The sequence below is a fragment of the Paenibacillus sp. 276b genome (assembly GCF_900107875.1).
In the GTDB taxonomy this organism is placed as follows: domain Bacteria; phylum Bacillota; class Bacilli; order Paenibacillales; family Paenibacillaceae; genus Paenibacillus; species Paenibacillus marchantiae.
The window spans coordinates 1,310,098-1,334,934 of sequence record NZ_FNRR01000001.1; the positions used below are offsets into that span (position 1 = coordinate 1,310,098).

Below are 24,837 nucleotides of genomic sequence, written 5' to 3' on the forward strand. Positions count from 1 at the left end.
GGTTTGATGAACGGAGGGGAGAGACATGGGCATTGAATCATCCTGGATGTTTGATTTTTTTGGAACCGTCTTTCCGGTAGTATTTGTCCTGATTATAGGTATCGTTCTTCTGTCGGTAGGGAAAGAAGTATGGAGATGGGGTCGTAATAACTCAGAGCCTCTGCTTACCGTACCTTCACGGATTACCAGCAGGAGAATGCAGATGAGTCAGTCGCACTCCGAACCAGGAAGTACAGCCCGTACGCTTTATTACATCACATTTGAAGTGGAGAGCGGGGATCGTCTCGAATTCAAGGTGAATGGTGATGAGTACGGCTTGTGCGCCGAGGGAGATGAAGGTCGACTCTCTTTCAAGGGAACGCGTTATGTAGGCTTTGAACGCTACAATCGTTTGTATTCAGAGCGTGTACGCGGATAAACCGGCTGGCTTGCGCCATAGTGGCGTAAGCTTTTTTTAATTTCTTTTATGGACAAGCGTTTCTTAATGGGGCTAACGTGTTTTTATATAAGAAGAGACTTTATTCAATTTATGGTCCATATTCGGTGAGTTGATGTAGGCTTATGTAATGAATGGACCATCCCAATAGAGGAGGAAATGATGATGTCATTTACAGATCAAGTCGTGGTTGTAACGGGAGCAGCCCAAGGAATCGGACGAAGTGTAGCTGAGGCCTATGCGGTTGCAGGGGCTAAAGTCGTACTTGCCGACTATCAGGAAGCCGAAGGGGCTGCTGCGGCAGCTTCGATTCGCAATGAAGGCGGAGAAGCCATCTTTGTCCAGTGTGATGTACGTCAAGAGAAGGATATAACAAACCTCATTCAAACGACAATGGATGAATTCAAACAGATTGATGTGCTTATAAACAATGCGGGTGTCTCCAGATGGAAGTCTCCCTATGAGCTAACGCTGGAAGAGTGGGACGATATACTCAATACCAATGTGCGAAGTTGCTTTCTCGCAAGCCGGGAAGCGGCCAAACATATGAAGCACAACGAAAATGGTGGAGCAATTGTGAACATGGCCTCAACACGTGCGTTGATGTCAGAGCCGGAAACAGAGGCCTATGCTGCGTCCAAGGGAGCTATCGTGGCGTTGACACATGCGATGGCCGTATCCTTGGGTAAAGACAAAATTCGGGTCAATTGTATCAGTCCGGGATGGATTGAGACAGGAAATGTGGAGAAATTGAAGCCAGAGGACCATGAACAGCACCCGGCAGGACGTGTAGGTGTTCCTTCGGATATCTCCCGCGCTTGTTTATATTTGTCCGATCCGAGCAATACCTTTGTCACAGGGACCAACCTGATTATTGACGGGGGCATGACCCGAAAAATGATATATGAGGACTAGTACCGGGATTTCTCCGGTCAATTGTAAACTTTTGAAAACATAGCAGAAATAAGCCCAAGTTAAGCACTTGGGCTTATTTGTTTTTGGTAACTCGGTTGCTATAATAAATGTGATTTTACCACAGTACAGGAATGGAGGGAGAATATGTTCGGGAACTCATCCCGGAAAGTGTTTTGGCTATTAATGCTGATTGGAGGGATTATAATGACAGGCTTTGAATCTACTGCTGAGGCTGACGCAGATATAAGAGCAGCCTGGGTATGGCAGGCCAAGTCTGTCAGTGATGGAGGAAACGAGCTGCTGGACAATGCAGCTAAACATAAGATTAACAGACTGTATGTGAATGTGGATATGAATCTGTCAGAGGATGTCTATCATACGTTTATAGCCAAAGCCAGCAAGGCTGGAATTGCGGTTGAAGCTCTGGGTGGAGATCCGTCATGGGCAGTGAGTGGTCGTGAAGGTCCAATGCTCAAACTGGCGTCCTGGGTAAGTAATTATAACCTCGCTGCAAAGCCGGAAGAGCGATTTGACGCCCTTCACCTGGATATCAAACCTTATGTACTGCCACAGTGGAAAGAAGATGCTAAGCCGCTGGTCCAATCCTGGGTTGTCAATATGAAGCTCTTGCTGGAACAGGTGAAACAGGCTGGGGCGGTTGAAGTGAATGTTGACTTGCCGTTTTGGCTGGATTCTTACACGGTGACAGGTAGCAGAACCACTGACGATGCGGATAACGAGTCGTTGTCACACTGGTTTATTGGACAATTTGATCATATTACGCTGCTCGCTTACCGTGACAGCGCGCAAGGAAACAATGGAATTATACGTTTGGTAGAACAGGAAATGATATGGGCTGACGCCAGAAATGGTTCTATTACCGTTGGGGTAAATACCAAGCCTATGCCTGGGGAAGAGTTCACGACGTTTGCCGGAAAAGGCGCTGCGCAATTGGAGAGTGTCATAAAGGAAGTGGCGTCTGCATTCACAGATCATGCTTCCTACGCAGGTTCAGCTGTGCATGACATCGTGTACTGGGGGCAGTTGGAGCCAGAGGAAGTACCATTACCGGAGAATCCATCCAATCAACCGGAAATCCGGGGAACCTATATCTGGCAGGCTTCTCAAGTTACGAATGACGGTGGAGATCACATTCTGGAGTTCGCCAAAGAGCAAAACATCAATTGGTTATACGTCCGGCTTGATTTGGATCAACCGTACTCCAGTTATCGCAGTTTTGTGAAACGCGCACAGGCTCAAGGTATTGAGGTTCATGCCATGGGCGGCCATCCAATCTGGGGTAAAAAGGAAAATCGGCCACGGATACAACGCTTGATCGATTATGTGAAAAATTATAACGCCGAATCTGAACCGGATGAACGTTTTAAGGGAATCCATCTCGATATTGAACCATACACCTTACCTGAATGGGAAAATGATCGGGATACGCTGCTGACCGAATGGGCTGCCAATATTGCTTATTTCCATGAAGAGACGAAAAAGGACAGTGATCTGGAAACGAGTGCCGATCTGGCCGTTTGGCTGGATACGTTCCCGTTACCGGGAAGAGACATGTCTGTCAGTGAATACATGATCACAACACTGGATCACATATCTCTGATGGCATTCCGTAACATCGCTGAAGGCTCCAATGGAATTGCCGACGTCGTCAGTCAGGAAATGAAAATTGCGGATCGTTTGGGTAAACCACTGTTGATCTCGGTGGAGATGAAAGAGAATTTTGAAGGTAGACATATTTCATTTTATGATAAGGGAGCAGCGGAAATGGAACGCCAGCTGGCACTGCTTCCCGATCTGTTAAGCGAGTATAAAGCCTACAAAGGCAATATCGTACATGCTTACGATTACTGGATTCAAGCCAAGCCCTGAGTAGGCAGGTTATATAGGAAATGTTATGTCTCGGGACTTCACATAGGGTGAGGTTCCGGGCATTTTTTATGAGAAAAAGATAAAATCGTGTCACCGAATGGGCATCTGCACAATACGATATACGGTGATGAAGAGGTTCAACAAGGGAGGAAACAGGATATGGCTGTTATTAAAGCCAACTCGGAAGACGTCAAGCTGCTCGCTAGACTGATGAGAGCGGAGGCTGAAGGTGACGGCGAACAAGGCATGCTGCTTGTAGGCAATGTGGGTGTAAACCGGGTGCTCGGCGATTGCTTGGATTTCGGTGATATTCGGGACATTAATCGAATGGTGTTTCAGAACCCGGGTGGCTTCGAATCAACGCAAAAGGGATATTTCTACCAACGGGCAAGACAATCGGAAATACGCTTGGCACAGCGTGTCATTAATGGTGAACGCTTCTGGCCAGCCAGCAACTCCCTGTGGTTTTTCCGTCCTGTGGGAGAATGTCCGCCAACGTGGTATGACCAGCAAAATACAGGCCGCTTCAAGGCGCATTGTTTCTTCAGTCCGACAGGCGAAGACTGTCCAACCGTATATTAAATTTTGGGAGGAATCATTATGATTAACCAGCCTTATCAACCAACACAGGTTATGGGCCAACAGGCCAATTCGCAAGTTCAAGGAACATCATATAAAATCGGTAACGGTATGCCGATGATGTCCCCAACACCAGGCATGGTTTCACCTAGCTCCACAGGCGTACCTCCGCTTGTATCAAGCGGTGCTCCAATGACACCTACGGGTGGAGTTGTAACCACAACTGCGCCACAGTTTGAACAATCCTACATCGAAAATATTTTACGGCTTAACCTGGGTAAATGTGGAACATTCTACATGACATACGAAGGTAACAAAGAGTGGAATGCCCGCATTTTCCAAGGCATTCTGGAAGCCGCTGGTCGTGACCATATCATCATCAGTGACCCGAACAGCGGAAAACGGATCATGCTTCTGATGGTCAATTTCGACTACGCTACATTCGATGAGCCGTTGTTGTATCAATATCCAGGTGTGATCGGAAACTATCCGCAACAACCGAGCAGACGTTAATCTGTAGGAAAAAAAGAACATAATATAATACGGCCATACAGAGGCTGTCTCGATTGCGGATGTTATTCCGCAAACGGGGCAGCTTTTCCTATATGATGATAAAGAGCATAATCAAATAGAAAATTAAACATAAGCAGAAGTAACCTTTTTCTCAAATCAGGGCACTTAAAGATAAATACATCAAGCAGCAAGCGCACAGGAAGGAGCGAAACATATTGAAGATATGGATCGATGGAGCAATCAAGGGCGAAGCCGAGGCATATGAACAGCTGGTGACGCAATTTCGGGGGATGGCACTGGCTGTCGCCTATCAAAAATTAGGGGATACGTTCCTGGCCGAAGATGTAGTACAAGAGGCATTCACGGAGGCCTTTGCGAATTTGTCCAAACTGGACAACCCTGATGCTTTTCCCGGGTGGTTCAAAGTCATCGTGGAGAGACAGTGTTACCGTCTAATGAGGCGTAAGCAGCATGGCACCGTCCCGGTCCTGGAGATTCAGGATGTAATTCAAGAAGAGGATCAGACTCATAACCCTGAAGAACAGGCTTTGAAAGGAGAGGTGCATCGTATCCTGCGAGATTCGATTTCCATTTTGCCAACTTCCATGCAGCTTGCTGTTGAACTGTTTTATTTTCAGGGCTACTCGCTCAAGGAAATGTCGGAATTCCTCGGGGTTAATGTTCCGGCTCTAAAGAAACGGTTGTATGATGCCAGATCCAGGCTCAGACGTTCATTGCCTGTGGCGGATGTGATTTCAGTATTTAGTGATCTATACGAAGGAGGAAAAGGGATGCTTCACATTATGAATGGTGACCATGCGGCAGATCGATTAAGACAAAGCGGGATTCAAGGTGAAATTCTGGTCTGGCGAGAGCTCTATACATTTGGACCGATAACAAGAAATATGAGGAATGAGAAAGATCGAAGTGGACGTGCACAATATTTGGAGCAGCACTTGGTATCCCACAGACTGAATATTTGAAAATTAAGGAACTTGAGCAGACGCTTAAGTCATTCCATCAGCACGAAGAGATCGTCCTGTGGTTTGAGTATGACCTCTATGATCAGGCGATGTTATCGTATTTGCTGCACTATTTCAAGGAACAGGACCTGAAAAATACAAAGCTGAATCTGTTATGCATCGATGCCTATCCAGATATTGAACATTTTCGGGGACTTGGGCAACTTACACCCTCACAGATCGGACGTTTATCAGGTACCTGGCATGTGATGGGGGCAGAGGAAATCAAGGCTGGCAGCGATTTTTGGGGTGCGTATGCATCCTCTGACATTCAGTATCACAAGGACTACTTGCTGAAAAATACATCGGTGCTCCCTTTTGCACATGCTGCATTCAAGGCCCACCTGTCCCGTCTGCCTTCTGTATCGAACGGACTGGGCATAATTGAGCAATCCACACTGGAGGCCGTAAGAGAGGGCGTGGATAGCCCTTATCCATTATTCAAGCATGTTGGAGATCAACTGCATATCTTGGGAATGGGTGATCTGGAGTACTGGGCTCATCTGAAGAGAATGACGGAGCAACCTCATGCTTTACTTCAATTAAGCGGTGTACAAGCTTTTCCTAACTTCCAGCAGCATCATGATGAATTCCGTCACGGTGTCTTGTCTTTGACCAAACTCGGTATTCAGGTGCTGAATGGAGAAGCAGATTGGGCACTATTAAGACATGATACATCTTGGATTGGCGGTCTTCAGATCGGCAAAGGGGAAGACACGCCGTGGCGCTGGGACACCGTTAATGGGAACGTAGTGATCCTATAGAGAATGAGTTGGCATCAGAAAGAGAATAAATCAGTAGAAGCAGTAGAGCAAAGCGTTAAGTAAACGTGCTAGCTAATCCTCATTATCCATAAAATCATGAAAAAAGAGTATCCCGCCATGCCTGAGCATGAGCTAGGATACTCTTTTGTTAGTTCACCGTTGTGCTACTTGGACGCATCCAACTTCAATGCAGTTACCATCTTACGGAACACATCCGTATTATCGAGATAGCCGGAGAACAGACGGGACCCTGGTCCCGAGGCATTGATTGGCACATCGTCGAATGTGTGGACTTCCTGGCCTTCATCATGAGGCAAGTTACCCGTGTAGTGAACACCGTCCGGATCTTTGTCCGGGTTAGCGATATACCATGTTTTGTCTTTGACGTTAGGGTCCTGAATGGTAGGGCTGATTGGTACCGGATTAGCAAGATAGTCCTCGTTGTTATCCGGCATATTGCCCCAGCCGACAGCAATCTTCCACTCGGAATCCGGATTATCCGGGAAGCCATCTCCGTTTGCATCCACATACGTCGGGAACTTGGAATCAGCATATGTGCCGATCAATTCACGGAGTTCGTCGCCCGATTTACCTTTGGCGGCTTCCGTGTTATACGTTCCGTTGAGGGTAAGGGAATGACCATGGTCGGATGTGACGATAACGAGCGTATCCGGGTGTTTCTTCGCATATTCCTTAACCCGACCAACCGTTTGATCGAATTCAATTGCATCCCATACGGAACGTTCAAAATCCATCGTGTGAGCCTGTTTATCAATTGATGCACCTTCGACCATCAGGAAAAATCCGTTCTTGTTCTGTTCCAGCACCTGAAGGGCTGTGTCGGTCATTTCCATCAACGTTGGCTGATCGGTATCCTTGCCCACAATTTCTGCATTGTTAGGTTGAGTATACTCCCGGTCATAATATACGTTCATGTTGCCTTTGCGGAATAATCCAAGCAATGATTTGGTAGAGGCAGACTTGTCCAGATTCGTTGCATCTGTAACATAGGTATATCCTTCTTTTTTGAACTCCTCCACAATATTGCGTCCATCTTTGCGTTTTCCGCCGTCAGCTGCTGGAAGGAACCACTCCAGTCCACCGCCCAGAATTACATCCGGTCGATTGGCTTCATTCAGATACATGCCGGCGATCGCTTCTTGCTCTCCGCGCTTACGTGTATGTACAGCCATCGCAGCAGGTGTCGCATCTGTCACATCCGCAGTCGTTACAAGGCCGGTAGCCATGCCACGTGTCCGTTTCACCAGCTCAACGATGTTTTCCACCTTCGGATCGTCAAAAGGGTCTGGTGTATTGTCTGGGTAGACACCCTCGGCATTTACAGCTGTTTTGTGACCGGTTGCATAAGCGGAAGCACTATTGGCGGAATCGGTGACGATGGAATCCATGCCAGACGTGGTGACCATGCCCATGGCATCCATTTGTTCCATCTCCAGCCAACCCTTGAATTTGCCTTCGTTAATACCCTTGGATACAACACGTGCGGCGGTACGAATATTGGCACTCATGCCATCGCCGATCATCAGAACGACATTTTTGGCTTGCTCACCGTTTGTCAATGTGGCTGTGTCTTTGGAAGGATCGAACACTTGGTATACGACCCGTGAATATGTACGCTTGCCTGTAGCAGTCGTTTCGGCGGTTACCACGATGGAATCGCTCTCTTTGAAGGCAACATCCCGTATGGTGTATTCTGTACTCAGGTCGGTGCTGGTTGTCCATGTTCCGGACTTGCCGAAGTATTTGTCCGGTGACAAACCATTAACCTGGATTTTAATGTCTTTCGAATTCAGCTTGGCACCGTTCAGCTCAACCCGGAAATCCAGCTTTTGGCCTGCGAGAATCTGAGCACGGTCGATAGGTAAAATGGTAAATGCGGCCGGGGCCGTCTGTAGCTGGGCAGATACGGGTTCAGCATGGACCTGCCAGGGCACTGCTGTGATCGCAACAGCCGCGCTGAGTAGTAGAGCATTCCATTTCATAGCATGATGGCTTTTCAATGTACATACCTCCGGAATCAAAAATTGTTGTTCTATTTGGAAGTATATCGCTGAATGATTAACTGAGCGTAAGAGAAAAGTTAAACCGTACGCAAGAAGATGCATATATTTGTTAGTAAAACGTAAAAAAAACTGCGCATTCGGTACATTTGTTAACGAAATAGCCTGTATGCATCATTTCGTTGTCATAGGACACGGATTGACTGTGTAGTGTAGAATTATATAATAAAAGAAGCATATCCTTGTTAATCGACAGAAGAAGGTGGAGGTGAACGCATTGGGAAGTTGAAACTGCATATGAGCGGCAGAATGGCAAATATCCTACATTTTCGAAGGAGGTGGACCTATTTGCCGAAGAATGACGGCGAATAGGATGATAATTTGAGTGACCCCTTACCGAGTATATTAAATTTATTTTTAATTGCTTTGCTTGTATTGATGAATGGTTTCTTTGTCTCGGCAGAATTCGCGATGGTCAAAGTTCGTGGTAGCCGGATTGAAGCTTTGGTGGAAACAGGTAATAAAAATGCGATTTATGCTTCCAATATTGTACGCAACATGGATGCTTATCTATCCGCGTGTCAATTGGGCATAACGCTTGCTTCACTTGGACTCGGTTGGCTGGGAGAGCCAGCGATTGCTCACCTGTTAGAGCCCATGTTTACTGCATTTGGAATGGGTCCGGTATACGTACACGGTATTTCCATTGCGATTGCTTTTGTTATTATTACGATTTTGCATATTGTACTCGGGGAACTTGCTCCCAAGACGATGGCCATCCGCAAATCAGAGACGATCACGTTATGGTCTGCGGCGTTGCTTACGTTCTTTTACAAATTAATGTATCCCTTTATATGGGCATTGAATGGTATGGCGAACAGCCTGCTGAGAGTGTTTCGCATGGCACCGGCCTCGGAGCATGACTCAGCGCATAGTGAAGATGAAATACGCATTCTGATGAAAGAAAGCAATAAGAGCGGTTTAATTGACAATACTGAATTGGCACTTGTTGATAATATATTTGATTTTACGGCAACAACCGCCCGTGAGATTATGATTCCGCGGACGGAAATGATCTGCCTGAATGCCAATCAGTCCATGCTGGAAAATCTGGAAATTGCCAGTGAAAGCATGCGTACCCGTTATCCGGTTTATAACGGTGACAAAGACCATATTATCGGTTTTATTCACATTAAAGACCTGATGCGATCTCAGCTTACAGATACCATCTCGGTGATTCGGCCGATTCTCGCAGTACCCGATTCCACTCCCATCAGTGACCTGCTCAAGCGGATGCAACGTAGCAAGACACAGATTGCCATCCTGATTGATGAGTACGGAGGAACCTCCGGCCTTGTAACGCTTGAAGACATCATGGAAGAGATTGTGGGCGAGATTCAGGACGAATTTGACCAAGAGCGTCCATCAATTGAGAAAGTGGATGAGATGGAATATTCCATTGACGGCCTCATGCTGATTGAAGAGGTTAGTGAACGCTTTGGGCTGGATATGGACCGGGCGGATTATGATACGATTGGCGGCTGGTTATACTCCAGAGTAGAGGCCATCCCACCAGAAGTGGGGCAATCGGTAGAGTATGGTGGATATGTCTTTGTTATTCAAGAGACCGAACATAAGCGGATTTCACGTGTGAATGTGATTAAGCTGGAACTGATGGTTGAAGGCGAAGGAGCCTGATTCAAGGTATTATTTTTGGAGACAGGAGATCCGGTCTATTGAGAAGCCGTACGGTGGAATATTTCACTGTGCGGCTTTTTGTTTACCCTATAATCGTAGCATGCACGGCTGCAAACAGGGTATAATGGAACGACTTTGCAAGATAGGAGAGGTTGAGATTGAGCTATCGCATTGAGGTTGGATTTACGTCTGTATTTGAATTCATGGCTAGTTTGCATACATATATTTGCCGAAAATCGCATAAAAAGATTGATTTATCCATAGCCTGGGCGCTAGAAACAGAAGGACAGCTAACTCCTGAGCTTGCTGCTGTCTTGCAAAATATGAACGTGGATGATGATTGGAAATGGATGTATCTGCTTGTCTGTTTGCAAGTGGAAGCCGAGGAGCCGGAGGATTTTATTGAATGGTTCAGCCAACGAACAGTGCTTGAACTCCATGACATTTTTAGTCGGTACAGCTTCCCGTATACAGATGATATCGCTGCTTTCCAGACTAAGATGACCTATGTCTTAACCGGGTGGAATGAGCAATATTTTCGCTTGCTTGATCCCGTAATCTTACAACATCTGCGCCAGGAGGTTCTGAACCGCAAGGAACAGTTAAGTCAATCTCCCCAGGAAAAAGTACTCGACGATGCGACCAACGGTTTGATGTTCCGGGACATAAAGGGGCTGGAGAGACTGCTGCTTGTACCACAATTTCATTTTCAGCCGCTAAATGTCATCCTGCATTTTGGGGATACTCTGCTGTGCCATTATTCCTCCAGATTGTATATGGGAGACCATGAGTATATTCCGACCCATCATTTGCGTGTGATTCGCAGCTTGGGAGAGAAGAACCGACTGAAAATCATGCGTTTTCTGCATCAGGGACCGCGTTCGTTCATAGAAATTGTTCGTCACTTGAAGCTCTCCAAAGGAATTACTCATGACCATCTTTCCAAGCTTCGTGGAGCAGGGTTGGTCTATGCTCATTTTGAAGGAGAGAGCCTGGTTGAGTATTCTCTTCGTCTTCATGCACTGGAGCAGATTTTGCCGAATGTGATGAATTATTTGGAACAATAACGTTTATCAAAATGTGGTTTTTAGAAAAAAAGTATTCCTCTGATACAGCCGTATGTTTGTTGTGGCCGAACTGAAATTTATTCAGGAAATCCGCGCAAAACATACGGCTATTTTATCGCTTTAAAGTGGATATTAATGGGTTTAATATAAATATTTTTTTGTGGTTCTCTATTTACAGAACCGAATGCGGTTCTTATAATAGGGCTTATCGAACTTATACCTTACTAATTTCATAGGAATTATATATATTCTGGATTATTTCGGGAATTAGGAACGGCTGAGCGAGAAAAATATGGATCATTTATGAATTGGGGAGGATTTTATGAGAGTGAAAGGTTTATCCGTGGCATCGTTAATTATCAGTAGTGCAATTGTGTTATCGGCATGTGCTGGAGGTGGGGGAGCAGAGACCACTACTGCTGGAAGCGGGACAACGAATCCGGGGACACAAGCCACTCCGGTTTCAGCAGCACTGGATGCACCATTTCAGGCGACGGACCTGAATCAATTACCTGAGACGGCAAAAAAACGGACGGATACGGTGATTGTGGGACTTACGGATCCCAGCGGAGCTTTCACACCGTACTTCCATCAAAGCGGATATGATGGCAACGTTGCTTCATTGCTATTTGCTTCACTTGTGACCGTAGATGAGAAGGGATTGCCTGTTCCTGATCTCGCTGAAAGCTGGGATGTGTCCGACGATCAGCGTACATACACGTTTCATCTGAGAAAAGATTCCAAGTTCAGTGACGGCTCCACGCTCACCGCAGATGATATTGCTTTTACATGGACCATTCTGCATGACAAGTCGTATGACGGTGGATTCGATATTTTCTCCACCAAGGTGAAAGGCGGCAAAGCGTATACCGAAGGAAAGGCAGATCACATTGAGGGTATTAAGGTCATTGATCCGTTAACGATCTCGGTCACGCTGGAACAACCCAACGCAACTGCTCTGCTTACATTGGGCTCTGAAGTGTTGTCCAAAGCCTACTACGGCAAAGACTATCAGTTCGGAAAGCTCGAATACATTAAAAATCTTCATGCAACGCCTGTAGGCAATGGTCCTTATAAACTCGAAAAGTTCATTCCGGGTCAGGAAGTCCGATTCGTTGCCAATGAATTCTACTACAAGGGCAAACCGAAAACCGAGCATTTCATATATAAAACATCGGAAGGAGACACCTGGCAGTTTATTGAGACCGGAGAGATCGACTTCACTTCGTTCACGGCTACCCAGGAGAATATTGATAAGCTGAAAAATATCCCATACCTCAACCTTCTGCCTTACACACCAAGTACATACGGATATTTACAGCTCAATCTGGAACATGAACAGCTTCAGGAAAAAGAAGTACGGCAAGCCATTACCTATGGCCTGGATCGTCAGTCCATCTATGTAGATGCCAACCAAGGGGCAGGGGCTGTTGCCAACATCCCGACTTCACCTATTTCCTGGTCTTATACGGAAGAAGGTATTAATCCATACGCCTATGATCCGGACAAAGCCAATCAATTGCTGGACGACGCAGGCTGGGTGTCTGGAGCGGATGGCATCCGTGAGAAAAACGGGAAGAAGTTATCTCTTCATTTCCTCGGAACGAAAAGTCCGGCCACGGATATCTTCATTGCTGTAGCCAAAGAAAACTTCGAGGCGATTGGCGTGCAGTTCCAGCCTGAAGTCTTCGCGGATTTCAACTCACTTGTCTCCAAAGTGGAGGGCGGCGATTACGACGTGGCTTCCTTCTCCACACCGATGCTAACGGATCCTTCAGACGGGGTACTGCAATTTGTGGATGGTGAGCTGAAAGGGTACGACAATCCCAAAGTGAAAGAGCTTTACAACAAAGGTTTGGCTACGACAGACATTGAGGAGCGCAAGGCAGTATACAAAGAGTTGTACCAGTTGCTCAACGATGAGCTGCCTGTCATTTTCACTAGTTACAAAAAAACAGTCTATGCCTATAACGGTCGGATCGATGGGCTCTCTGTCAGTCCATACCGCGGGATTGCAACCAGCTTGCCGGAATGGTCTCTGAAATAAGCGTTTGTATGAATCAAGAAACATCAATACCGAAATAAACAAAACGTCCCTTGTGTTTGCGATGTCGCAGATGCAGGGGACGCATTGATAAGGAGCCTGATATGAGCACTTACATTGTGAAACGGATGACATACATGGTTCTTATTTTGCTGGCCGCTTCCGTTCTGATTTTCAGCCTGTATGCACTTACTCCTGGAGATTACATCTCCAGCAACATTAAGCTGAGTCCTGAGCGCAAGGCCGAACTGCGCGAATTATACGGACTGGACAAGCCAGTTATCGAACGGTATCTCATCTGGATGAAAAATGCTGTACACGGGGACTTCGGATATTCATTGGCACAACAAAAGCCAGTACTCTCGCTGTTCAACGAATATATCTGGAATTCATTCCTGTTAGCTGCGGTGACCACGTTCCTGACCTGGTTCATCGCGGTTATTATCGGTGTGATCGCTGCCTATAAGCAGTACTCGTGGTTCGATACCTTCGTGATGATAGGCATATTTGCAGCCATGTCCGTGCCATCCTTCTTTATCGGATTGTTTTTGATTAAACTGCTGGCGGTTGACTTAAAATGGTTGCCTCCAGGCGGCATGATGACTACAGGAAGTAATGCCACCGGTCTGGCCTATGTCAAAGAGGTGATTCAGCACATGACCTTGCCTGTAATTGTCATGACCCTGCTTGGGGTAGGCTCACTTACCCGTTACTTCCGCAGCAACATGATTGATGTGATCAAGCAGGATTATATTCGAACAGCGCGAGCCAAGGGTTTAAAAGAAAGCAAAGTGTTATATACCCATGCCTTGCGCAATGCTCTTTTACCTGCAATTACACTGATTGGATTCGAGCTGCCGTCCTTATTCGGCGGTTCACTGATTATTGAGAAAATATTCAGCTGGCCCGGTATCGGCCAGTTATATATGCAGTCCTTCTCACTGCGTGATTATCCGCTGCTGATGGGCTTTACCATGTTTATCGCCATCCTGACCGTCATTGGAACGCTACTGTCTGATGTGCTCTATCACATCGCAGATCCGCGTGTCCGTTTGCAATAGGGGGCTATGAAAATGACAATCTCTTCATCGTCTGTAACGAGAAATGCCGCAGAAGCTGCCTTACCTTTAAAGGTTCCTACCAAGTCTTCTTTATGGAAATTGTCGCTCCGAAGACTGCTCAAGAACAAACTTGCCGTTGGCGGATTCATCGTGGTTTTGTTGATGTTTGTGGCTTGTTTCATTGGACCGCTGTTCTCACCTTATACCGATAACAAGATCAATATGGCGGCGATGAAACAAGGTCCAGGCATTCATCATTGGCTTGGTACGGATGCGCTTGGTAGGGATGTGCTTACCCGTGTGCTGATGGCTGGTCGTATCTCGCTCACTGTTGGTTTGGCTTCCATGGTTCTATCCGTATTTATCGGCTCCTTGCTTGGAGCCATCGCCGGATATTATCGTGGCATTGTTGATCAGGTCATTATGCGGATTGCCGACTTGCTGCTTACGATTCCGGGATTGCCGCTGCTGTTCATTTTCGGCGCGTTGTTATCGGATTGGAAAGTTCCGCCGGATTCCAGAATGTATATCGTCATGTTGATGCTCAGCTTTGTCAATTGGCCCGGTATGGCCCGAATGGTACGGGGACAGATGTTAAGCTTGCGAGAACGTGAGTTCATGCAGGCTGCTGTTGTTCTTGGCTTGCGTGACCGTCGCAAACTGTTTCACCATCTTCTACCCAATATTGTCCCGCTTCTCATCGTCATGGCGACTCTGAATATCGGAGGGTCCATTCTCAGCGAATCGGTACTTAGCTTTTTTGGACTGGGTGTCATGCCGCCAACGCCTACATGGGGCAATATGATCGATGCGGCCAACAACATGATTGATTTTCAACAGCATCCGTGGTTATGGATTCCGCCAGGGCTGTCCATTTTCGTGACCGTTATTGCGATTAACATTTTTGGTGATGGTCTTCGAGACGTATTAGATCCCAAACAGAAGAGAAGGTGAGCACGCCTCATGCAAAATATGATTGAAATTGAACAACTTGAAACTCATTTTTACTCAGAAGAAGGCAATGTCAAAGCCGTGGACGGCGTAAGCCTGAATGTACGTGAAGGCGAGACGGTGTGCATCGTTGGTGAATCAGGTTGCGGCAAAAGTGTAACCGCCATGTCGATTATGGGATTGATTGAAGAACCGGCTGGCAAGGTAGTAGGAGGTGTGATCCGTTTTGATGGACGGGATCTGCTCCGTGAAAGTAAATCTTCGCTGCGTGCCATCCGGGGCAATGACATCTCCATGATTTTTCAGGAACCGATGTCCTCGTTGAATCCCGTGCTGAAGATCGGTGAGCAATTAATGGAGCCGCTGATTGTACACTTGAAAATGAGTAAAAAGCAGGCTCGTGCCAGAGCGGTTGAGCTGATTGCCGAAGTTGGTATTTCACGACCGGAACAGATTGCAAACAGCTATCCGCACGAACTGAGTGGAGGTATGCTGCAGCGCATTATGATTGCCATTGCCATCTCATGTAACCCGAAACTGTTAATCGCGGATGAACCAACCACCGCACTGGATGTGACCATTCAAGCGCAGATATTGGATATGTTACAACATATCAAGTCCCAGTCAGGAACCTCCATTCTGATGATCACGCATGACCTTGGCGTTGTAGCCGAAATGGCGGATTATGTCGTTGTAATGTATGCAGGCAAAGTGGTGGAAGAGGGGGAAGTTGTGCAATTGTTCGAGTCTCCCAAACATCCATATACCCAGGGATTACTACGCTCCAAGCCGATTATCAATCAACGACAGGACGAATTGTATTCGATACCCGGACATGTACCTGATCCACTATCCTTAAAAGATTCCTGTCATTTTGCTGATCGTTGTGAGCACTGTATGTCGATATGCACCACGCAAATGCCTACGCTGAAGCAGCTTGGGCCCGGACAGAAGGCTGCATGCTGGCTGTATGAGGAGGCATTGAGTCATGTCTGAACCTCTATTGGAAATCGAACATCTCAAAACCTATTTTCCTGTGCGCAAAGGTTTATTGAATCGTACAGTAGCCCATGTGAAAGCAGTCGATGATATCAGCATCACAATCCATGAAGGCGAAACGTTTGGATTAGTGGGTGAATCCGGAAGTGGCAAGAGCACCGTTGGAAGAACGATCGTGCGCTTAACGGAAAAAACGGAAGGACAGATTCGTTTTCAAGGTGTTGACTTGCATCAGTTATCTATGCAGGAAGTGCGGAAGATCCGTCCGCAGCTTCAACTTATTTTCCAGGACCCCTACAGTTCACTGAATCCGCGCATTCGCATTGGTGATGCGATCGGGGAGGCTGTATTGGATCACGGATTGGCTACCGCAAGCGAGGTTCGTGATCTCGTCAAGGAGGTACTCGGAGCCTGCGGATTGTCATCTTATCATATTGATCGTTTTCCCCATGAGTTCTCTGGTGGTCAGCGACAACGGATTGGGATTGCGCGAGCTTTGATCTTAAATCCGAAACTGATTATCGCAGATGAACCGGTATCAGCACTGGACGTGTCTATTCAGGCTCAGATTATCAACCTGTTCAGACGACTTCAGCAAGAGCGTGGCCTTGCTTACTTGTTTATTTCGCATGATCTGAGTGTGGTGGAACATCTGTGTGACCGCATTGGAGTGATGTATCTGGGCTCCATGGTCGAGACGGCCTCCAGAGATGAGTTATTCGGCAATCCACTGCATCCGTATACGAAAGCGCTGCTATCAGCTGTACCTGTGCCGATTCCCAAATTGAAACGGGAACGAATTGTGCTTAAAGGGGATATCCCCAGTCCGGTGAATCCGCCAACTGGATGCAAGTTCCATACACGTTGTCCATGGGCAGAAGATATCTGCAAGCAGCAAATTCCAGCGTATCGGAACTTTGGAGCGGATCATTTTGTAGCCTGTCATTTGGTCTGAGGCATGTGAGAATAATTTCATATCAACGTTATCTTATGGATACGGAATGGAATTATTTAGGTTTCATCCATTCAGTATGTATTTACCCGATGATGCATCAGAGAACCAAAAGACGCTGCCGACATGTAAGTCGGAGCGTCTTTTATTTTTTTGAAACCTTCTAACCACTACATCCGTTTAATACTTACACAAAATCAAATTTGGAAAATGAAGGGTGGATACATATGCGGAAAATAAGAATAACGTCCATGTTGAAAGTCATGATTGTTGCAGCACTATCGGCACCCATAATTCTTGCTATACCAACCGCCGGGGTAGCTGTCGCCAGTCCAAGTATCCAGCCTCACGCGCTTACTCCACCACCACCGCCCTTGGAACCAAGTGTTAATATGTTGTCTTCCCCAAATTATATTTATCAGGCAGAGGGGACGGTTACACCTGGAGGGGGGCTGACTGCGGTTGTAAATACAACAACAACGACCTTCTCGGAAATGAAATCGCTGCAAGTCGATTATCGACTTGAGCGCTGGACGGGATCGGCCTGGATACTCTATCAATCCGGTTCCAAGAAGAAATCGCAAACGCAGACCCTGAATGCCCAATCGAACTGGACCGTTATAACCGGATATTACTATCGGGTTGTCAGTCTTCATACGGCCAACGATGGGGTCAAACCTGAGACGACAACACATATTTCAAACAACGTATTATTTTAATTTATTTTTGAGTACTACCTGGAAATTTTTGTTCCTGCAGGTCATTGGCAATGGCAATCATCTCTTCTTCCGAGACGGTTCCGAATAAGCTCATGTTGACAGAACCCATCATCCATTGAAAGGTATTATAGGGGGGACCGAGGTACATAAATGCATCGCTGCCATCAGCCAATTTGACGATACTTGTTTCGCGAAGCATGGGCCCCTCAATGACCTGACCAGGCGAAACATAGGCATAATCAAACTGAATGACTTCTTCTTCACCATTTTTGCCTTCGCCGCTATAACGAACCCTCATTCGTTGAGATTCGTAATAATCTTCCGGATTGACGGGATTAAGGGTATCCAGCATGAGCTCAAATTTGATCTTTGTAAACCGCTCGGGAATCGCTTTTGATAACAAAAAATCACCCATAAATCCCGAGCGTGCTATTTCCTTGGTTACAACAACAGCTTCAAGTAAATGTGATGTCTCATAGAAGGGGAGAACAATATCTTCATCCTCTTCTGGATCGTCTCCAGAATAGAATTTGGGAGCTTCATTAACTCCTCGTTCAGGAGGTGGAGGCGTCTTGGCAGTCGACGGATCGGCGCCTAGTTGGGTGGTACGATCCTCAATAACAATGGATTTCATCCCATTGCCCCAGTCCTTGATTGATTGTACAAAAGGGGAGACGGCTTGCGTCCCGGTTGGCATACTGAAGATGACGGCGCCGATGGTCACGGACGCAGCAACAATGACGGACAAACGTATGGTGCGCATTCTTTTCTTGCGTACGCCAACCCGGTCAATCTCCTTTTGAACTTGGAGCCAGGATTGGCGCATGGATTCGGTGTTGGAAGCAGGGGTGGCAGATACAGCCTGATGGAAGGCTTCGTCAAAAGCCATATCAAACGCGGCATCGAAAAAATCGTCTTCCAGCTCTGAATCGAATGAATCAATATGCTTATCGGACTTGCCTTTGCTCAATGCTTCCACCCCATTCCTTATGTAATTTCTTCTTGATACTTCCGCGGGCTCTGAACAAACGTTGCTTCACAATTTCTTCGGATGTATCAAGCAGATCGGCCATTTCCCGATAGGAAAGACCCTCTTTCCAGCGCAGCTCCACGAGTACACGGTATTCCGGCTTAAGCTGTTCCAGATAGAACTCGATGGATTCCTGCATCATTTGAGTCTCCACCGTGCTCTCCACGGAAGCTGCCGTCTGATTAATTGTCTCCATATCTATAAAAACACTATCCGTATCCAGTTGGTTACGGTTATTTTTATTTTTTCTCAGATAATTAATGGCGGTATTCCGTGTGACAACCTTCAGCCAGGCTTTCAGCTTGACTTCGTTGTCAAAGAGAGGTTTGTTTTTAATGATTTTGATAAAAGCTTCCTGAATGATATCTTCTGCTGCAGCACGTTCTTTGATGATGTAAACGATGAGACCATGTACCATATTATAGTATTCGTAGTACACTTCTTCTTGAAGCTGAGGGCCCAAATTATGGAAATCTGAGGCTAAGAGTAATTGGAGCCGATTGGCCATGATGTTCTCCTTTCTGGTGAACAATCCACAAACATTGGTATCATTTCATTTTACAACATTATATGGAAGCGATACAATGGGAGGTTAGTCCGACAGAAGCAGAAAAAGTATAGCCGAAATAGAGAGAGGCCACCTCACTAACCAGTAAATTATGGTCAGTAGGGCAGCCTCTATGTGATATTTAATAATCGTAGAATAACAGATACAAATGACTTAGAAAGCCCAATCGCCGTTCAGGAAGATGGCTTCACGCTCGCCATTCGCTGTAACACCGTAAATGTTCGTTTCCGGCGATCCCATCATGAAGTCCACATGTGTAATACTGGAGTTCATGCCGCGAGCTGCAAGCTCTTCGGTTGACATGGTTTTGCCACCATCGATATTGAAAGCATATGAACTGCCGATAGCGAGGTGACATGATGCATTCTCATCATATAGCGTTGTGTAATAGAGAATACCACTTTCCGAGATTGGAGAATGGAAGGGCACCAAAGCGACTTCACCGAGATAATGCGAACCTTCATCCATTTTAATGAGTCTTTCAAGGGTATCTTGACCTTCTTCGGCGTGGAAATCAATGATGCGTCCGTTCTCAAATGTAAGGGAGAAGCGATCAATGATACTTCCGCCATAACTGAGTGGTTTGGTACTGGACACTTTGCCGTTTACCCCATATTTAGCCGGCGCGGTGAATACTTCCTCTGTCGGAATGTTGGCGACAAAACGTGTACCTTGTTCGTTAATGCTGCCAGCCTGCGCCCAAATGTGCCCTTCAGGAAGATCAACGGTAAGGTCGGTTCCCTGAGAAACAAAATGCAGAGTTTTATATTTTTTGCTGTTCAGGGCAACTGCTTTGTGCTCCAAACGCTCAATATGCTGCTCCCAAGCCGCTACAGGATCTTCGAGATCAGCTCTTACAGCAGCAAAAATGGCTTCCCAGAGCTGTTTCATCTGCTCGGCAGGGGGAAGGTCAGGGAAGACTTTGGCGGCCCAATCCGGCGAAGGACAGGCTACTCCTGTCCAGCTCATTTTGTCCGCCTGCTGATACTGACGGTATTTGGACATCGCCTGTCCGTATGTACGCTGATGGGTGGAAATGCGTTCTGGATCGATGCCTTTTAGCAGGTCTGGGCTGGATGACAATATGGTCAAGAACGCAGCATTGTTCGCTGCCAGCTCCTCAAGTTCAGCGGCATGCCATTTCGGTGCATCTTGGAAAGAGTCCTCAGGCGCCATTTCAAAGCGCAGCCGATTGACAGTTTCGTCTCCATATTTGACGATGACTTTCTTTGCTCCGGCCTCGTAGCCTTTACGCACCAACAAACGCACGAATTCAGCTGTATCAATCATCGCGCTGATAACGAAGATTTGTCCGGGCTGAACGTTGGCTCCAACTTTTACAGCCAGTTCAGCATAACGATCCAGTTTTTGTTCAAAACTCAACATATCAAGTTCCTCCATATCATGAATGCCCCGCATACGCAGGAAAAGAGAGGAGTGACCCTCTCTCTCATTTACATCGTCTAAATTAGAAAGCCCAGTTGCCTTGCAGGAAGATTGGCTCTTCGCTGCCTTCGGAAGTGACACCGTGAATGTTCATTTCTCCTGATCCAATCATGAAATCCACATGAGTGAGACTGGAGTTCATGCCATGGCTGATCAATTCATCCTTGGACATCGTTTTGCCGCCTTCCAGACAGAAGGCATAGGCGTTACCGATAGCCAGATGGTTGGATGCATTTTCATCAAAGAGGGTGTTGTAGAACAAAATATTCGTATCCGAAATTGGTGATTGATGTGGAACGAGAGCTACCTCGCCCAGATAATGTGCGCCTTCATCCATTTCAATCAAGCTTTTCAATGAATCAAGTCCTTGTTCAGCAGTATAATCGACAATTCGACCATTTTCGAAAGTGATGGAGAAGCCGTCGATCAGATTGCCACCATAACTCAGTGGCTTAGTGCTGCGAACTGTACCGTTAACTCCGGTTTTCAGTGGAGCGGTGAACACTTCCTCTGTAGGCATATTGGCAACGAAGACGTGTCCCTGCTCATTAATGCTTCCACCGGATACCCACAGATGACCTTCAGGAAGCTCGATCGTCAAGTCTGTGCCAGGGGCAGTATAGTGAAGTTTTTTGTATTTCTTCTCGTTAAGCAGATCAGCACGGGAGTCGAGATTCAGCAAATGTGTTTTCCATTCAGCGACAGCATCCTGCTCACCAATGCGAACGGTTTTGAAGATGACATCCCACAACTTATCAATTTGCTGCTCAGCCGGAAGATCAGGGAATACTTTGGCTGCCCACTCAGGGGAAGGAACTGCCACAATGGACCAGCTGAATTTGTCTGCCATCTGATAGGAACGATATTTCTCCATCGCTTTACCGCGAACTTTCTGACTAGTCACGATGCGTTCTTGAGGAACACCGGCAAGCAGGTCCGGATTTTCTGCAATAACATGCAGAATGGCGGCACCTTCTTCTACGAGTTCAGTCATTTCCCCTGCAAACCATTTTGGTTCAATGGAGAAGGATTCCTCTGGTGCGAGATCATAGTGAAGACGTGTAATTACCTCATCACTCCAGTTTACTTTGACCAACTTGGCACCTGTGCCATAAGCGGCTTTGACGATCAGGCGCACAAAATGTGCTGCGGAAATGGGTGCGTTTACGACGAGCGTCTGCCCAGGATGGACATTGACACCCACTTTGACTGCCAGTTCGGCATATTGTTGTAAATTCGTTTCAAAATTGTTCATGCTATTTGTTCCTCCTGTTTGGTATAATGTCGTAGCTGTTTGTTATTATAGTCCTCATTACAGGTATGTAAGGAGTCAGTAAGTTTCCCTCATTGAATAAGGTATACGTTGCTACGATATATATTGTACAATTAACCAATAATAATTACCAAACTAGGTTTACCATAAATTGTGGAGACCTGCAACTGAAGAGAGATTAAAGGAGAGAACGATTGTGAATATTGAGATTATTCGTGCAGAGATGCGTCGTGAAGATGAGAAGAATTATGTAGGAAATACGGTTTTTCGTGCAGAAGGCGAAAAGTCAGTTTATGAGATTACGTTTATGAGCAAGAACGGCAAGGATTGGGACTATAGTCTGCATTTCACTGAACAATCCGGTGATGAAGATGAATTGCTGCGTATGGACGAGCTGCTTGAAAACGATGATGATATGTACAATCAACTGCTTGATGCGGCACTGGATGCTTACCCGGCATAATAGGACCGAGAGGTTCTTGTTCTAATATGGAATGTAGCTGATTATACTAGACGGTGTATGCCTGAAACAGGGCGTCCACCGTCTATTTTATTGGGAATAAGGAATAGTTACTCCAGAAAAGGGAAGTCTATGACAGATGAATGGAACCAGAGAGACAATCCGCCTGAATGGGAGGTAACCGTGAATGGCATCTGACAATCTGATTACATCAGGAATGACGGGACTTGAAGAAGTCGCGCACGATATCCTCAGTCTGCGTACACTGTTCGTTAATGTTGTGTTCATCGGGGAGCCTGGAAGCAGGAACTGGGTGCTCGTGGACACTGGAATGGCCAGTTTCACTGATCAGATTCTTCATGTTGCAACTGAACGCTTTCCTGGTCCACCGTCTGCGATTATTTTGACACATGGTCATTTTGATCATGTAGGGACCGTCATCGAACTCGAACAATTCTGGGGTGTCCCGGTGTATGCACACCCACTGGAACTGCCTTATTTGACAGGTGTGAAAGATTACCCTCCGGCGGACCCTACTGTAGGTGGCGGTTTGATGGCACGGCTGTCATTTGCTTATCCTAATGAAGCTATTAATCTCGATGATCGGATATTCAGTCTGCCGGATGATCATTCAATCCCAGGTGTTTCTGGATGGGAATGGCAGCATACTCCCGGTCACACACCGGGCCATGTATCGCTATTTCGAAAAGAAGACCGTATCCTGATTGCGGGAGACGCGATCGTCACTGTAAAACAGGAATCGCTCTGGAGTGTGCTGCTTCAGGACAAACAGTTGCACGGTCCACCTGCCTATTTCACGACGGATTGGCAAGCGGCTCATCGATCAGTTCAGCTTATTCGACGACTGGAGCCCATAGTTGCTGTTACCGGGCATGGTCATTCCTTAACCGGAGAAATGCTGAGAGATTCGCTGGAGCGACTCGATCTTGATTTTGAACAGACCGCCGTTCCGGATCACGGCAAATATGTGGATTAATAGAGCCGATGCCATACATGGGTATTCCATTGAAATCAGGAATGATTTCAGTACGGCAACATAAGGGGATGGAGACAGCCACGGAGCATCGTAGCTGTCTTTTTTGTCGTTCTATCATGAATTTGTTCTCTATCATAGATTGGTATTTTGTGCGCGGTCATGATATAGTCGAGCCGTATAATATAACCTTAGTATGCAGGAGGTACATATAACGATGACACAGCAAAATGCAGCTTTCGAAGAACAATTTGGAGGTATACCAGCCGTCTGGCTTCGTTTTAATCAATTCGAAGCAGCTGTTATTCCGAGCGTGGGTGCCAACCTTGTTGCTTTCCGTGATACAGAGCAGGGATTCCGTTATTTGCGTGAGCCAGACCAGGAACATATGGACGAGTTTATGGCTGCACCTGCCGTTTACGGTATACCGATTCTTTCTCCACCAAATCGCTATGAGGATGGTCGATTCCCTTGGAACGGCGAAGTCTATCAACTACCTATAAACGAACCAGCTACAGGCAACCATCTGCATGGATTTCTGCATGATGCCGAGTGGAAGGTTGAGGGCTACGGATCTAACGAGCTAGAGAGTTATGTTTTGCTTAGTCAGGAAGTGAAAGAAGGACATGTGTTCTACAAATACCTGCCATTCACCTTTACAGTGACACTCCGTTATTCGCTGAGTAGTCTGGGACTTCAGCAGCAATTGAATGTCCGCAATAACGGGAAGGAACGTATGCCGAATTTGTTCGCATTCCATACAGCCATTAGCGTACCTTTTGCACCTGAAAGCCATGCATCCGATTACACGGCCAAAATAACGATTGGTCAGCGTCGTGAATTAAATGAACGTTCTTTGCCTACGGGACAATTTCAACCGCTTACACCAGAGGAAGAGCAATTAAAGGGTGAGGGTGTTAGTCCGTTTTTTGCAGCCATGGACAACCATTACACTGCAGAACCGCAGAATGGGCGAAACTATATGGTGCTTACCGATCATCGTACCGGTGACAAGTTGCTATACGATGTAGGCACGTCATACAAGCACTGGATGATCTGGAATAACAATATGACTGGCGGATTCTTCTGTCCTGAGCCACAGATGAACCTGGTTAATGCCCCGAATGTACAAGGCATTCCTGCTGAAGAGATCGGTCTGATTGGTCTTGAGCCGGGCGAATTATTTGAGCAAACCAGCCGTCTTTATCCGATTAAACCGCAAAAATAAATACTCGGACATTTTGCGTCACGCTTACATTTTTGTCGAAAAGGTGAAAACCGGTCAGGCAATCATGTATAATATGACAAGATACACAAGCTTTGCTCATAAAAGCATTTTGCATAAAGCCCAAAGTTAATTTTGGAATCAACAGATGCAAGATGCTGTGAAGAAAAGAATGTATACGTATTTTTGTAGAGACCCAAACCATCTTTT

At 46.4% G+C, this 24,837-nt stretch carries 23 protein-coding genes; 18 read left to right on the forward strand and 5 right to left on the reverse strand.

Annotated features, from left to right (window positions below):
• The first annotated feature begins 25 nt into the window (after positions 1-25).
• The 7 genes from BLV50_RS05640 to BLV50_RS33315 all read left to right on the forward strand — a co-directional run bounded on the left by BLV50_RS05640 (position 26) and on the right by BLV50_RS33315 (position 6,119).
• Positions 26-418, forward strand: coding sequence for a DUF2500 domain-containing protein (locus BLV50_RS05640; RefSeq protein WP_062319566.1), 393 nt, complete (start codon positions 26-28; stop codon positions 416-418).
• A gap of 183 nt (positions 419-601) precedes the next feature.
• Complete coding sequence (locus BLV50_RS05645) at positions 602-1,351, forward strand: SDR family NAD(P)-dependent oxidoreductase (RefSeq protein WP_090806376.1); 750 nt, start codon at positions 602-604, stop codon at positions 1,349-1,351.
• A gap of 204 nt (positions 1,352-1,555) precedes the next feature.
• The gene (locus BLV50_RS05650) at positions 1,556-3,241 is read left to right on the forward strand and encodes a hypothetical protein (protein WP_256337861.1); all 1,686 of its coding nucleotides are present in this window, start codon (positions 1,556-1,558) and stop codon (positions 3,239-3,241) included.
• A 159-nt stretch (positions 3,242-3,400) separates the two neighbouring features.
• The gene (locus tag BLV50_RS05655) at positions 3,401-3,823 is read left to right on the forward strand and encodes a cell wall hydrolase (protein WP_063563952.1); all 423 of its coding nucleotides are present in this window, start codon (positions 3,401-3,403) and stop codon (positions 3,821-3,823) included.
• 18 nt (positions 3,824-3,841) lie between these two features.
• Positions 3,842-4,333: a spore coat protein GerQ gene (gene gerQ, locus BLV50_RS05660; protein ID WP_063563951.1), complete on the forward strand. Its 492-nt coding sequence runs from the start codon at positions 3,842-3,844 to the stop codon at positions 4,331-4,333.
• Positions 4,334-4,548: 215 nt separating this feature from the next.
• Positions 4,549-5,316: a sigma-70 family RNA polymerase sigma factor gene (locus tag BLV50_RS33310; RefSeq protein ID WP_256337862.1), complete on the forward strand. Its 768-nt coding sequence runs from the start codon at positions 4,549-4,551 to the stop codon at positions 5,314-5,316.
• Positions 5,313-6,119, forward strand: a complete 807-nt coding sequence (locus tag BLV50_RS33315; protein ID WP_256337863.1) for a DUF1835 domain-containing protein — start codon at positions 5,313-5,315, stop codon at positions 6,117-6,119. The genes BLV50_RS33310 and BLV50_RS33315 overlap by 4 nt, the downstream gene beginning before the upstream one ends.
• 164 nt (positions 6,120-6,283) lie before the next feature.
• Here the strand turns inward: BLV50_RS33315 and BLV50_RS05670 are convergent, their stop codons facing one another.
• Positions 6,284-8,140, reverse strand: a complete 1,857-nt coding sequence (locus tag BLV50_RS05670) for an alkaline phosphatase (RefSeq protein WP_205411994.1) — start codon at positions 8,138-8,140, stop codon at positions 6,284-6,286.
• 381 nt (positions 8,141-8,521) lie between these two features.
• On the opposite strand from BLV50_RS05670, the gene BLV50_RS05675 reads away from it, so the two are divergent.
• From BLV50_RS05675 to BLV50_RS05710, 8 genes are all read left to right on the forward strand, one after another.
• Entirely contained in the window at positions 8,522-9,838 is a 1,317-nt protein-coding gene (locus BLV50_RS05675; protein ID WP_063563949.1) for a hemolysin family protein, read from the forward strand.
• A gap of 158 nt (positions 9,839-9,996) precedes the next feature.
• Positions 9,997-10,905, forward strand: a complete 909-nt coding sequence (locus BLV50_RS05680) for an ArsR/SmtB family transcription factor (RefSeq protein WP_244552079.1) — start codon at positions 9,997-9,999, stop codon at positions 10,903-10,905.
• A gap of 322 nt (positions 10,906-11,227) precedes the next feature.
• A complete protein-coding gene (locus BLV50_RS05685) occupies positions 11,228-12,952 on the forward strand; it encodes an ABC transporter substrate-binding protein (protein ID WP_090806380.1) in 1,725 nt (574 codons plus the stop codon).
• Between the two features lie 101 nt (positions 12,953-13,053).
• Positions 13,054-14,010 (forward strand): ABC transporter permease, encoded by a 957-nt coding sequence (locus BLV50_RS05690; protein WP_063563946.1) that lies wholly within the window; start codon positions 13,054-13,056, stop codon positions 14,008-14,010.
• A gap of 12 nt (positions 14,011-14,022) precedes the next feature.
• Entirely contained in the window at positions 14,023-14,964 is a 942-nt protein-coding gene (gene opp4C, locus BLV50_RS05695) for an oligopeptide ABC transporter permease (protein WP_063563945.1), read from the forward strand.
• A 9-nt stretch (positions 14,965-14,973) separates the two neighbouring features.
• Positions 14,974-15,957 carry an ABC transporter ATP-binding protein gene (locus BLV50_RS05700; RefSeq protein ID WP_063563944.1) on the forward strand — a complete coding sequence of 328 codons (984 nt, stop codon included), beginning with the start codon at positions 14,974-14,976 and terminating at the stop codon, positions 15,955-15,957.
• The gene (locus BLV50_RS05705) at positions 15,950-16,915 is read left to right on the forward strand and encodes an ABC transporter ATP-binding protein (protein WP_072732894.1); all 966 of its coding nucleotides are present in this window, start codon (positions 15,950-15,952) and stop codon (positions 16,913-16,915) included. The genes BLV50_RS05700 and BLV50_RS05705 overlap by 8 nt, the downstream gene beginning before the upstream one ends.
• Before the next feature lie 224 nt (positions 16,916-17,139).
• Positions 17,140-17,631: a hypothetical protein gene (locus BLV50_RS05710; protein ID WP_072732895.1), complete on the forward strand. Its 492-nt coding sequence runs from the start codon at positions 17,140-17,142 to the stop codon at positions 17,629-17,631.
• 1 nt (position 17,632) lies between these two features.
• On the opposite strand, the gene BLV50_RS05715 is transcribed toward BLV50_RS05710, so the two are convergent.
• The 4 genes from BLV50_RS05715 to BLV50_RS05730 form a co-directional block, all read right to left on the reverse strand.
• On the reverse strand, positions 17,633-18,601 hold the full coding sequence (locus BLV50_RS05715; protein ID WP_090806382.1) for a hypothetical protein: 969 nt from the start codon (positions 18,599-18,601) through the stop codon (positions 17,633-17,635).
• The gene (locus BLV50_RS05720) at positions 18,579-19,169 is read right to left on the reverse strand and encodes an RNA polymerase sigma factor (protein ID WP_063563940.1); all 591 of its coding nucleotides are present in this window, start codon (positions 19,167-19,169) and stop codon (positions 18,579-18,581) included. The genes BLV50_RS05715 and BLV50_RS05720 overlap by 23 nt, the downstream gene beginning before the upstream one ends.
• Positions 19,170-19,382: 213 nt before the next feature.
• Positions 19,383-20,615 (reverse strand): aminopeptidase, encoded by a 1,233-nt coding sequence (locus BLV50_RS05725; RefSeq protein ID WP_090806383.1) that lies wholly within the window; start codon positions 20,613-20,615, stop codon positions 19,383-19,385.
• 82 nt (positions 20,616-20,697) lie between these two features.
• On the reverse strand, positions 20,698-21,930 hold the full coding sequence (locus BLV50_RS05730) for an aminopeptidase (protein ID WP_063563938.1): 1,233 nt from the start codon (positions 21,928-21,930) through the stop codon (positions 20,698-20,700).
• Positions 21,931-22,144: 214 nt separating this feature from the next.
• On the opposite strand from BLV50_RS05730, the gene BLV50_RS05735 reads away from it, so the two are divergent.
• The 3 genes from BLV50_RS05735 to BLV50_RS05745 all read left to right on the forward strand — a co-directional run bounded on the left by BLV50_RS05735 (position 22,145) and on the right by BLV50_RS05745 (position 24,630).
• On the forward strand, positions 22,145-22,411 hold the full coding sequence (locus tag BLV50_RS05735; protein ID WP_079696002.1) for a hypothetical protein: 267 nt from the start codon (positions 22,145-22,147) through the stop codon (positions 22,409-22,411).
• A 184-nt stretch (positions 22,412-22,595) separates the two neighbouring features.
• Entirely contained in the window at positions 22,596-23,405 is an 810-nt protein-coding gene (locus BLV50_RS05740; RefSeq protein ID WP_090806384.1) for an MBL fold metallo-hydrolase, read from the forward strand.
• A 214-nt stretch (positions 23,406-23,619) separates the two neighbouring features.
• On the forward strand, positions 23,620-24,630 hold the full coding sequence (locus tag BLV50_RS05745) for an aldose 1-epimerase (protein WP_090806386.1): 1,011 nt from the start codon (positions 23,620-23,622) through the stop codon (positions 24,628-24,630).
• Positions 24,631-24,837: the final 207 nt, after the last annotated feature.

Excerpts from the sequence above, each read along its gene's own strand:
- BLV50_RS05640 (WP_062319566.1), top strand. The coding sequence starts at position 26 with ATGGGCATTGAATCATCCTGGATGTTTGATTTTTTTGGAACCGTCTTT.
- BLV50_RS05645 (WP_090806376.1), top strand. The coding sequence starts at position 602 with ATGTCATTTACAGATCAAGTCGTGGTTGTAACGGGAGCAGCCCAAGGA.
- BLV50_RS05650 (WP_256337861.1), top strand. The coding sequence starts at position 1,556 with ATGACAGGCTTTGAATCTACTGCTGAGGCTGACGCAGATATAAGAGCA.
- BLV50_RS05655 (WP_063563952.1), top strand. The coding sequence starts at position 3,401 with ATGGCTGTTATTAAAGCCAACTCGGAAGACGTCAAGCTGCTCGCTAGA.
- gerQ (WP_063563951.1), top strand. The coding sequence starts at position 3,842 with ATGATTAACCAGCCTTATCAACCAACACAGGTTATGGGCCAACAGGCC.
- BLV50_RS05685 (WP_090806380.1), top strand. The coding sequence starts at position 11,228 with ATGAGAGTGAAAGGTTTATCCGTGGCATCGTTAATTATCAGTAGTGCA.
- BLV50_RS05690 (WP_063563946.1), top strand. The coding sequence starts at position 13,054 with ATGAGCACTTACATTGTGAAACGGATGACATACATGGTTCTTATTTTG.
- opp4C (WP_063563945.1), top strand. The coding sequence starts at position 14,023 with ATGACAATCTCTTCATCGTCTGTAACGAGAAATGCCGCAGAAGCTGCC.
- BLV50_RS05700 (WP_063563944.1), top strand. The coding sequence starts at position 14,974 with ATGCAAAATATGATTGAAATTGAACAACTTGAAACTCATTTTTACTCA.
- BLV50_RS05705 (WP_072732894.1), top strand. The coding sequence starts at position 15,950 with ATGTCTGAACCTCTATTGGAAATCGAACATCTCAAAACCTATTTTCCT.
- BLV50_RS05710 (WP_072732895.1), top strand. The coding sequence starts at position 17,140 with ATGCGGAAAATAAGAATAACGTCCATGTTGAAAGTCATGATTGTTGCA.
- BLV50_RS05720 (WP_063563940.1), bottom strand. The coding sequence starts at position 19,169 with ATGGCCAATCGGCTCCAATTACTCTTAGCCTCAGATTTCCATAATTTG.
- BLV50_RS05725 (WP_090806383.1), bottom strand. The coding sequence starts at position 20,615 with ATGTTGAGTTTTGAACAAAAACTGGATCGTTATGCTGAACTGGCTGTA.
- BLV50_RS05730 (WP_063563938.1), bottom strand. The coding sequence starts at position 21,930 with ATGAACAATTTTGAAACGAATTTACAACAATATGCCGAACTGGCAGTC.
- BLV50_RS05740 (WP_090806384.1), top strand. The coding sequence starts at position 22,596 with ATGGCATCTGACAATCTGATTACATCAGGAATGACGGGACTTGAAGAA.
- BLV50_RS05745 (WP_090806386.1), top strand. The coding sequence starts at position 23,620 with ATGACACAGCAAAATGCAGCTTTCGAAGAACAATTTGGAGGTATACCA.